Origin of the sequence: Streptomyces griseicoloratus (genome assembly GCF_014534645.1) — a bacterium.
Classification (GTDB): Bacteria; Actinomycetota; Actinomycetes; order Streptomycetales; family Streptomycetaceae; genus Streptomyces; species Streptomyces griseicoloratus.
In genome coordinates this window covers 543,943-554,581 of sequence record NZ_JACVQF010000200.1, presented here as the reverse complement: position 1 = coordinate 554,581, position 10,639 = coordinate 543,943, and the positions used below count along the sequence as shown (strand labels likewise).

The following is a 10,639-nucleotide window of genomic DNA, read 5'->3' as shown; positions in this document are numbered from 1 at the left end:
CCCCCGGCCGCACGGCTGGAGGAGCGCCGCTTCTTCCGGGCTCGCCCCCGGCCGCACGGCTGGGGAAGCGCCGCCTCTTCCGGGCCCGCCCCCGGCCGCACGCCTGGAAGGGCCGCTTCTTCTCGGCCTGCCCCCAGCTGCACGGCTGGAGAAGCACCGGCCCTCCTCGGCCCGCCCCGGCCGCACGGCGCCGGGACATCGCTCGCCGGCCACGGCGTGACCGGCCCCACGTCCCGCCCGGAGGGCCCGTCGGCCCCGTTCGGGAACGGAGGTGACCCGAACGGCCCCTTCGGGTACCCGGCCGGTCCGCGGAGGGTGGTGGGATGTGCACCGGCGCGCCCGCACGGCGTCCGTACGACACCCGCCCGGCGGCCGTACGGCATCCGCGCGGCGCCCGCCCGGCCCGACCGCTGTCCCGACACGGAAAGGACCCCGGATGTCCGTCGACACGCGACAGGCGCCCTCCGAGCTCGCGGACGAGGAGCTCGCCGCCCTGGACGCCCACTGGCGCGCCGCGAACTACCTCTCCGTCGGCCAGATCTACCTGACGGCCAACCCCCTGCTCACCGAGCCGCTGCGCCCGGAGCACGTCAAGCAGCGGCTGCTCGGCCACTGGGGCACCTCACCCGGCCTCAACCTCGTCCACACCCACCTCAACCGGGTCGTCAAGGAGCGCGGCCTGGACGCCCTGTGCATCTGGGGCCCGGGCCACGGCGGGCCCGCCGTACTGGCCAACTCCTGGCTGGAGGGCTCGTACACCGAGACCTATCCGGACATCACCCGGGACGCGGCCGGCATGGCCCGCCTCTTCAGGCAGTTCTCGTTCCCCGGCGGCGTGCCGAGCCACGTCGCCCCCGAGACGCCGGGCTCGATCCACGAGGGCGGTGAGCTCGGCTACTCGCTCTCGCACGCCTACGGCGCCGCGCTCGACAATCCCGGACTCGTCGTCGCCTGCGTGATCGGCGACGGCGAGGCGGAGACCGGCCCGCTGGCCGCGTCCTGGCACTCCAACAAGTTCCTGGACCCGGTCCACGACGGCGCCGTCCTGCCGATCCTCCACCTCAACGGCTACAAGATCGCCAACCCCACGGTCCTGGCGCGGCTCCCCGGGACCGAACTCGACGAACTCCTGCGCGGATACGGCCACGACCCCCTCCACGTCACCGGCGACGATCCGGCCGCCGTCCACCGCGCGATGGCCCGCGCCATGGACACCGCACTCGACCGCATCGCCGCGATCCAGCGCGCCGCCCGCCAGGACGGCGCGACCGACCGGCCCCGCTGGCCGGTCGTCGTCCTGCGCACCCCCAAGGGCTGGACCGGCCCGGCCGAGGTCGACGGCCTGCCCGTGGAGAACACCTGGCGCGCCCACCAGGTCCCCCTGTCCGCCGTCCGGGACAACCCGCAGCACCTGCGGCAACTGGAGCAGTGGCTGCGCTCCTACCGGCCCGAGGAGCTGTTCGACGAGCGCGGCGCCCCACGCCCCGACGTCCTGGCCTGCGTCCCCGAGGGCAGCCGCCGCCTCGGCGCCACCCCGTACGCCAACGGCGGACTCCTGCTGCGCGAACTGCCCCTGCCGCCCCTCCAGCGGTACGCCGTCCCCGTCGACAAGCCCGGCGCGACCCTGCACGAACCCACCCGCGTCCTCGGCGACCTGCTCCGGGACGTCATGGCCGCCACCGCCGACCGGCGCGACTTCCGGCTCGTCGGCCCCGACGAGACCGCCTCCAACCGCCTCCAGGCCGTCTACGCCGCCAGCGGCAAGGCATGGCAGGAACGGACCCTCACCGTCGACGAGGACCTGGACCGGCACGGCAGGGTGATGGAGATCCTGTCCGAACACACCTGCCAGGGCTGGCTGGAGGGCTACCTCCTCACCGGCCGGCACGGACTGTTCTCCTGCTACGAGGCCTTCGTCCACATCGTCGACTCGATGGTCAACCAGCACGTCAAATGGCTGCGCGTGACCCGCCGGCTGCCGTGGCGCGCCCCCATCGCCTCCCTCAACTACCTGCTCACCTCCCACGTGTGGCGGCAGGACCACAACGGCTTCTCCCACCAGGACCCCGGCTTCGTCGACCACATCCTCAACAAGAGCCCCGAGGCCGTACGGGTCTACCTGCCGCCGGACGCCAACACCCTGCTCTCTGTCGCCGACCACGCCCTGCGCAGCCGCGACTACGTCAACGTGATCGTCGCAGGCAAACAGCCCTGCTTCGACTGGCTGTCCATGGACGAGGCCCGGGTCCACTGCGCACGTGGCGCCGGGGTGTGGGACTGGGCGGGCACCGAGGACCGCGGCCGCGAACCCGACGTCGTGCTCGCCTGCGCCGGCGACGTCCCCACCCAGGAGGTACTGGCCGCCGCCCAGCTGATCCGCCGCCACCTGCCCGAACTGGCCGTCCGCGTGGTCAACGTCGTCGACATCGCCCGGCTGATGCCCAGCGAGGAACACCCGCACGGGATGACGGACTTCGAGTACGACGGCCTGTTCACCGCCGACAAGCCGGTGATCTTCGCGTACCACGGTTACCCCTGGCTGATCCACCGGCTCGCCTACCGGCGCCACGGCCACGCGCACCTCCACGTGCGCGGCTACAAGGAGATCGGGACCACGACCACCCCGTTCGACATGGTGGTCGGCAACGACATGGACCGCTACCGGCTCGTCATGGACGTCATCGACCGGGTACCCGGCCTCGCCGTGCGGGCCGCGGCGGTGCGCCAGCGGATGGAGGACGCCCGGCTGCGCCACCACGACCACATCCGCGAGCACGGCGTCGACCTGCCCGAGGTGGCCGACTGGTCCTGGGACGGCTGACGGCCGACGGCCGGCGCGGGGACGTCGGCGAACCGCGCGAAGGGAAACCACCGCAGTGACCGCAACCCCATCGACCTGGGACTACGACCACTACGACCCGGCGGAGGAACGGCTGAGGGAGTCGCTGTGCACCCTGGGCAACGGCTACTTCGCCACCCGGGGGGCGCTGCCCGAGTGCACCGCGGACGACGTGCACTACCCGGGCACCTATGTGGCCGGCTGCTACAACCGGCTCACCTCCACCGTGGCCGGCCGCCAGGTGGAGAACGAGGACATGGTCAACCTGCCCAACTGGCTGCCGCTGCGCTTCAGGCCCGCCGGAGGGGACTGGCTCACGCCGGACACCGCGCCGGTGCTCGACCACCGCCAGACCGTGCACCTGGACTCCGGCACCCTGGAGCGCCGCACCCGCTACCGGCTCGACGACGCACGCGTGCTCTCCGTCCGCCAGCTGCGCCTGGTGCACATGGCCGACCCCCATCTGGCCGCCATGCGCACGGAGTTCACGGCGGAGGGCGGCAGCACGGAGCTCGACGTCGAGGCGGCCCTCGACGGCGGCGTCACCAACGCCGGTGTGCCGCGCTACCGGGAACTCGACGGCCGCCACCTCACCCACGTGCACACCGGCAGCGCCGACGACGGCACGGCGTGGCTGCGCTGCCGCACCCGTACCTCCGACATCCGGATCGGCCTGGCGGCCCGGACGGCGGCCGACTCCCCGGTGTCTCCCGCGCGGGAGCACCTGCGCGTCACCCAGCGCACGACCCTGCACCTGGAGCCCGGCCGCACCCTCGCCGTCGACAAGACCGTGGCCCTGCACACCTCGCACGACCCGGCGATCAGCGACCCGCTGCAGGCGGCCGTGGACCGGGTGGCGGACGCACCTGTCTTTGACGAGCTGCTGGTGACCCACCGGACGGCCTGGGGCCAGCTGTGGCGCCGGGCCGAACTGGACGTGCCCGGAGAGGCGGGCAGCATCCTGCGCCTGCACCTCTTCCACGTGCTGCAGACCCTCTCCCCGAACACCGCCGATCTCGACGTGGGCGTGCCGGCCCGCGGACTGCACGGCGAGGCCTACCGGGGACACGTCTTCTGGGACGAGCTGTTCGTCCTGCCCTACCTCAACCTGCACTTCCCCGAGGTGTCCCGGGCCCTGCTGCACTACCGGCACCGCCGGCTGGAACGGGCCCGCGCCGCGGCCCGGGCGATCGGCAGGCGCGGCGCGCTCTACCCGTGGCAGAGCGGCAGCGACGGACGCGAGGAGACCCAGCAGCTCCACCTCAACCCGCATTCGGGGCGCTGGCTGCCGGACCACTCGCACCTCCAGCGGCACGTCGGCTCGGCCGTGGCGTACAACGTGTGGCAGTACTGCGAGGCGAGCGGCGACGCCGAGTTCCTGCACACCAAGGGTGCCGAGATGCTGCTGCAGATCGCGCGCTTCTGGGCGGACTCGGCCTCCTGGGACGAGCGTCTGGGCAGGCACCGCATCCGGGGCGTGGTCGGCCCCGACGAGTACCACGACGCCTACCCCGGCGTCGTGGAGCCGGGCCTGGACGACAACGCCTACACCAACGTCACCGCGGCCTGGGTCCTCACCCGCACCCTGGAGGTCATGCACGCCCTGCCCGCACCCCGGCGGCGCGAACTCGTCGAACGCACCGGCCTGGACGGCGGCGAACTCGAACAGTGGGAGGACGTCTCCCGCACCCTCCACGTGCCCTTCCACGAGGGCGTCATCAGCCAGTTCGAGGGGTACGCCGACCTTGCCGAACTGGACTGGAGGGACTACCGCAGGAGGTACGACGACATCCGTCGGCTGGACCGGATCCTGGAGGCCGAGGGCGACAGCGTCAACCGCTACCAGGCTTCCAAGCAGGCCGATGTGCTCATGCTGGGCTACCTGTTCTCCCCGTCCGAACTCTCGTGGCTCTTCGAGCGGCTGGGGTACCGGCTCGACGACGAGACCTGGCGGCGGACGGTCGACTACTACCTGGCCCGCACCAGCCACGGCTCCACCCTCAGCGGCCTCGTCCACGGCTGGATCCTCGCCCGGGCCCGCCGCGCCGAGGCATGGGCGTTCTGCCAGGAGGCGCTCAAGGGCGACGTCGCCGACGTGCAGGGCGGCACCACCGGCGAAGGCATCCATCTCGGCGCCATGGCCGGCACCCTCGACCTCGTCCAGCGCGGACTGACCGGACTGGAGACCCGCGCCGGGGCGCTGTGGCTGGACCCCGTGCCGCTGCCGGAGCTGTCCTCGTACGGCTTCTCCGTCCGCTACCAGGGCCACTGGGGCGTACGACTCCGGCTGGAACACGGGCGGATGGAGATCGCCGTACCCTTGTCCGACCGCCCGCCGCTCGACGTCCGGCTGCCGGACCGTGCCGTCCGGCTCCGGCCCGGCGACACCTGCCGGCTGGTGCTCCCGGAGTGACCCGCGGCGGCCGGTCCGGGTGCCGGGGCGTCAGCCCCAGAGGTCGTACGTCTCCGTGCGGGCGTATCCTTCGGGCCTGCCGTCGGTGTAGGTCAGGCTCATCCGCGTGAACTGCTTCAGGTCCGGGTCCTTCTCCCAGGTCCGCGGCTGGTCGAGACGGATGATCACGGCGTACGAGCGGAACGTGCCGGATGCGCAGTCGGGCTTGCAGTCGTTGAGCCAGTTGATTCCCCGGGCCACCGCCGACTTGGAGTTCCAGTGCGACCAGCGCAGCGACTCCAGACGGCTGTTGCCGTCCCCGCAGGCGAGCAGGAACGCGCCGGGGCGTACCTCGGGCTTCCAGAGGCAGTCGACCAGCACGGGGTTTCGCCCGTGCCCGTGTCCGGTCCGCTCCGCCGACGGCGCGGCGGTTGCCGTGCCCAGGGGCAGTGCGAGCGCGGCGGCGGCACAGAGTGTGACCGCTGTCCTCATCGGGTGTGTGCCCATGTCTGCTCCCGCCCGTCTTCCGGAGGCCGTCCCGCTGCCTCACTCGTGGTCGGTTGTCTCCGCTCTCGTCTTCCCGGTTCCGACGCTAAGGCCGTGTCCGGAAATGCACCACTCGTACGGAGTAGCCGGGCCTGCCCGGCGCTCCGAGGACGAACCCCGTTCCTGCGACAGCAGGGATGGGTTCGTCTGTTCCGTGCCCGTTCGTGTGATAACGCGCCGATTGCATCCACCGTGTGGTCGGCCGCCTGCGGCGCAACCACGGCCGCAGGACCGGTGTCTCATGCCACCAAGAGAGGCGACCACCATGTGAAGGAGAGCGGGATGCACACGATGACCTCCCCGTCCGCCGCCGGCCCGACGCGCTCCTGCGACGCCCAGGACGACTACCTCCTCCAGCCGCCCAACCCGGCCGAGCGCGTCCCCTGCCGCATCGACCCCGTCGATCTGCGCCGGCTGGACCTGCACGCCATCCTGACCGCGGCGGGCATCGCCCCGTCGCCCGGGGACCATGACGCCATCGACCAGCTCAGCAGGCTCCCCGGCAGCGTGCACACGGCACTGCACCGCTGGCTGGCCGGCACCCGCCGCATCGAGTCGGCCACGGCGGAGGGCCGTTAGCGGCCGCCGGAGCCCGTGCCGGTGGGCAGGTCATGCGGCGCCATCCGCCTCGAACGTGGCCCATGAGCTGCTGACCGCACTTCTCCGGGTGCGTCATCACGGCCGGTGCGCGATGGTGAACGAGTCGCCCGACGGCCGGGCCAGGCCCGGCCCCACCCGACCGGCACCAGGGCGGAGGCTGAGGGACCGTGCAGCACATCGACCCGCCGGGGCGCGTGGCGGCAGGGCACGGGGACGCCCTGGAGGGGGCGTTGCTGACCACCCTGCTCGCGCGGTCCGCCGCGGAGCTCGTCGTCCTCGACGACGCGCTGCGGGTGCTGTGGTCCCACGGCGCGTACGGGGCGACGCCCCGGCACCGCATCGGCGACCGCTTCGGCGAGGGCTTCCTGCTCGACGACCCGCCGGCCTTCGAGGCGCTGCTCAGCGAGGCCCGGGCGGGTCCGGAACCGCGCCTGCTGCGCACCAAGGGCCGGCGCACGGCGGAGGAAGGGCCCTCGCGGAGCCTGCTGCTGACCGCACAGCGGCTGGAGGGACCCGAGGGCGGCGCGCCGCTCGGCGTACTCGTGGCCGTGGACGACGTGACGGAGGGCGAACGGGACAGCCGCCGGGCCGCCGCGGTGGCCGCCGTACGGGATTCCGTCGGCAGGACGATGGACGCCACGGCCACCGCGCGCGAACTCGCCGAGTGCCTGGTGCCCGACTACGCCGGCATCGCCGCCGTGGACCTGGTCATCGACGTCCTGCACGGCGAGGAACCGCCGTCGGCCGCCGAGGTGGAGGGACGGCCACTGAGACGGGCGGCCATGAGCAGCGCGGTGCCCCTGCCCGCACACGCCTCGGTGGACGTGCGGTACCTGCCGCCGCGGACCCCGTTCGGACGGGCCCTCGCCGACGCCCACCCGCGTCTGGTCGACCTGGAGTCGGAGGTCGTGTGGCTGGACGCGGATCCGCAATGGAACCGGGCCGTGCGGCTCGCCGGCGCGCACTCCCTGCTCATCGCCCCGCTGACCCTGCACGGCACCGTCCTGGGCATGCTCACGCTCTACCGCTGCGGAGGCGACGAACCGTTCTGCGCGGCAGACCTCGACGCGGCGGCGATCCTGGCGGCACGCGCCGCGCTGACCATGGACAACGCGCGCCGCTACCAGCACGACCACACGATCGCCGCGACCGTGCAGCGCCGGCTGCTCCCGCAGCCCGCCCGGGCGCAGGTGGCCCTGGACACCGCCCACGCGCACCGCGTCGGCCCGGACACCAGCTGCTGGTACGACAGCATCGCCCTGCCGGGCGCCCGCACCGCGCTGGTCGTCGGCGCGGTGGCCGGCGGCAGCATCCAGGCCGCGGCCGTTATGGGGCAACTGCGCCTCGTCGTCAGGGCGCTGGCCGAGCTCGACCTCCCACCGGACGAACTGCTGGCCCGGCTGCACGAGAGCGCCGCCCGGCTGGCCAAGGAGCGGGCGGCGCTCCCACCCGGCGATCCCCTGCACCGCGAACCGCTCACCGCCGCCTGCGTGTACACCGTCTACGACCCCTCGACCCGGCAGTTCGCGACGGCCTGCGCCGGAGGCGCACCGCCGCTGATCGTCTCTCCGGAGGGCAGGGTGTGGGCGCCCGAGGTGGCACCGGGGCCGGCGCTGGGATCGCCCGACCTCGGCCCGCTCGCGAAGTCGGTCGTCACCGTCGCGGAGGGCAGCGTACTGGCGCTGCGCGCCGGGGGTTTCGTACGGGACACGGAAAGTGCGGACGCCCAGTTGCGCAGTGCCCTGGCGCGGCCGGAGTTCCGGCTGCCGGAGCTGTGCGACGCGATGGTCTACGCCCTGCCCGACGAGGCCCTGGAAGAGGGAGCCGTGCTGCTCCTCGCCCGTACCGGCGCGCTGCCCCGGGACCACGTGGTCACCGTCGAGCTCGGGTACGAGCGGACCAGCCCGGCCGAGGCCCGGGGCATCGTCCGCGAACAGTGCGCCACCTGGGGCATCGACGAGGACACCGCGCGCGGCACCGAACTCCTCGCCAGCGAACTCGTCACCAACGCCGTGCGCTACGGGGCACCGCCGGTGCGCATGCGGCTGGTCCTGTCCGACGTACTGACCTGCGAGGTGTACGACGACGGCGCGGCCGCGCCCCAGCTGCGCCATCCGCGGACCATGGACGAGGGGGGCCGCGGCCTCTATCTGGTCGCGCAGTTCGCCGCCCGGTGGGGTGTCCGCCCCACCGGCACGGGCAAGGTCCTGTGGGCCGAGCAGGCGCTGCACGACGGCGAGTGATGCCCGCGCGGGGCGGCCGGCGCGGCCGGGCCGCGGCTCACCGGCCGGTGCTCAGATCGACCCCCCGACGGGCCAGGGTCAGGACGCCCACGACGACCAGGGCGACACCGAGCGCCTGCGGCACCAGCCACCAGTCGGTGCGTACGTGCTCCCGGTAGAGGACCACGCCGAGCACGAGGCTCACCGTGGCGTCACCCAGGGTGAGGGCGGGCTGGGAGGCGACCAGGGGGCCGCCCTGCATGGCGTGCTCCAGCAGCAGTACGGCGCACACCCCGGCCAGGGCGAAGGCGTAGGTCTGCCACGCGGTGAGGAATCCGGCCAGGCCGTCGGCGTCCAGGACCCGCATGGAGTCCTTCATGAGCCCGGCCGTCAGGGCGTAGGACACCGCCGTGGCCGCGCCGAGACAGCCGGCGCGGGCCTTGCCGACGGGGCGTCTCAGACCGGCCGCGGCCAGCAGGACGGTCGCTCCCGCGCAGGCGCACAGCGCGGGCACCCAGCGGGCCAGGGACACGTCGGTCCGGCCGTGGTCGGGTGCCGCCGCCGCCAGCGTGATCCCTAGCCCGACGACCACGCCGGCCACGGCGAGCCACATGACCTCGGGCAGGTGCCGGCCCGTCATCAGCGAGGCCAGCAGCAGAGCCAGCGGAAGCTCCAGTACGAACAACGGCTGGACGAGTGAGAGCGGACCGGTGGCCAGGGCCGCCGCCTGCCCGAGGCCGGCGACGACGACGGCCAGCATGCCGCCGATCCAGACCGGCCGCCGCAGGAGGTCGACGAGGAGACCCGGGCGGAACCCCTGGGACTGCGGCACGCTCAGTGCGGCACGCCGCTGCAGCACGGTGGCCAGCGCGTTGCTGAACGCGGCGAGGAGCGCGAAGAGCACCGGCAGCACGAAACCCATTCACCGATCCTCGCCCGGACACCCGCCGGCCGCTCGCCGGCCCGCGTGGCAGGCGGCCGGCCGGCCGGTTCCGAAGGTGCCGGGTCAGGTGACGCGTGCGGCCAGACGCTCCACCTTCCGCGCCGCCTCGCGTGCCTCCCGTTCGGCCTCGGCCAGTGCGTCCGCGGCCGTCCGTGCCCGCTCCTCGGCCTCCCGCCGTTCCCGATCGGCCCGTTCGAGCTCCTGCTGCGCCTGTCGCAGCCGCCGCTCGGCGTCGGACACCCGCTGCCGCGCTTCTTCGTGGTCGTCGCGCGTCCGCCGCAGGGACGCGTCGGCGTCCGTGTGCTCGGCGTGCCTGTCCCGCAGCCGCCGGGAGGCCGCCTCGGCCGCCTCCTCGGCCCTGGCGAGCTCTTCCCGCCGCCTGCGGCGGCGCTCGGCAAGCTCGTCCCGGGACCGTGTGCCGCGCGCCGCCGACGGAGCCGCCGGCCGGGACGGCCGCCTGCGGGCGGAGGCGGTGGACGCGTCCGTGCCGGAGGGGAACGCCGACGGCGGTGTGAGGGCGCTCTCCAGGCGTCCGGCGGCCCACCGGTCGGCCGCGTCCGGGTCCGCGAGGACCGCCCGCAGGGTCGACTCGACCTCCCGCTGCGCCGCGTCCGACAGCGGCTGCCCGGCGTCGCGGGCGAGCCGGGCGGCTTGGCGCGACAGGGCGGAGACGATGCTCCGGCGCTGCGCGGAGAGCTCCTTGAGGCCGGCGGCGTCGAGGGTGCGGTGGGCCTCGCGGAGGGCCTGTCCCAGTTCCAGGAACCGCGTGCTCTCCTCCGGCCGGGAGCGCAGCAGCAGGTTCGCCGCCCAGGCCGCCCGTGTGGGCCGGCGGGCGGCGTGGATCCGGCGGGCGTCCTCGTCGTGCCCGGCCGTCCTGGCGGCGGCGGCCCGCGCCTCACGGCGGGAGACGAAGTCGGTCGGCGGCGTGGCGTACAGCTCGTCCAGCACCGACTCCACGTCGTACCCGGTACGGCCGCGCCGCCTGCCCGTGTCCTTGCGCTGCATGCTCCTCGGCCTCCACGGCGACGTCCGCGACGGCTGACCGCCGCGTGCGGGGGTCCCCGCCGCCTGCGCCCGTGACTCCTGTCTACGGTCAG

At 74.0% G+C, this 10,639-nt stretch carries 7 protein-coding genes; 4 read left to right on the top strand and 3 right to left on the bottom strand.

The window, feature by feature from the left end; all coding sequences use genetic code 11:
- Window positions 1–436 precede the first annotated feature (436 nt).
- Complete coding sequence (locus tag H0H10_RS23000; protein ID WP_188182921.1) at window positions 437–2,821, top strand: phosphoketolase family protein; 2,385 nt, start codon at window positions 437–439, stop codon at window positions 2,819–2,821.
- Window positions 2,822–2,876: 55 nt separating this feature from the next.
- Window positions 2,877–5,252 carry a glycoside hydrolase family 65 protein gene (locus tag H0H10_RS22995; RefSeq protein ID WP_188182920.1) on the top strand — a complete coding sequence of 792 codons (2,376 nt, stop codon included), beginning with the start codon at window positions 2,877–2,879 and terminating at the stop codon, window positions 5,250–5,252.
- A gap of 30 nt (window positions 5,253–5,282) precedes the next feature.
- Here H0H10_RS22995 and H0H10_RS22990 read toward each other — a convergent pair whose 3' ends face one another.
- Window positions 5,283–5,738 (bottom strand): hypothetical protein, encoded by a 456-nt coding sequence (locus H0H10_RS22990; protein ID WP_188182919.1) that lies wholly within the window; start codon window positions 5,736–5,738, stop codon window positions 5,283–5,285.
- A 321-nt stretch (window positions 5,739–6,059) separates the two neighbouring features.
- On the opposite strand from H0H10_RS22990, the gene H0H10_RS22985 reads away from it, so the two are divergent.
- Together H0H10_RS22985 and H0H10_RS22980 are read left to right on the top strand one after the other, a co-directional pair.
- Window positions 6,060–6,356 (top strand): hypothetical protein, encoded by a 297-nt coding sequence (locus tag H0H10_RS22985; protein WP_188182918.1) that lies wholly within the window; start codon window positions 6,060–6,062, stop codon window positions 6,354–6,356.
- Between the two features lie 188 nt (window positions 6,357–6,544).
- Entirely contained in the window at window positions 6,545–8,620 is a 2,076-nt protein-coding gene (locus H0H10_RS22980) for an ATP-binding SpoIIE family protein phosphatase (protein WP_309141873.1), read from the top strand.
- Window positions 8,621–8,657: 37 nt separating this feature from the next.
- Here H0H10_RS22980 and H0H10_RS22975 read toward each other — a convergent pair whose 3' ends face one another.
- Window positions 8,658–9,521 (bottom strand): DMT family transporter, encoded by an 864-nt coding sequence (locus H0H10_RS22975; protein WP_188182917.1) that lies wholly within the window; start codon window positions 9,519–9,521, stop codon window positions 8,658–8,660.
- Window positions 9,522–9,605: 84 nt separating this feature from the next.
- A complete protein-coding gene (locus H0H10_RS22970) occupies window positions 9,606–10,547 on the bottom strand; it encodes a hypothetical protein (RefSeq protein WP_188182916.1) in 942 nt (313 codons plus the stop codon).
- Between the last annotated feature and the right edge of the window lie 92 nt (window positions 10,548–10,639).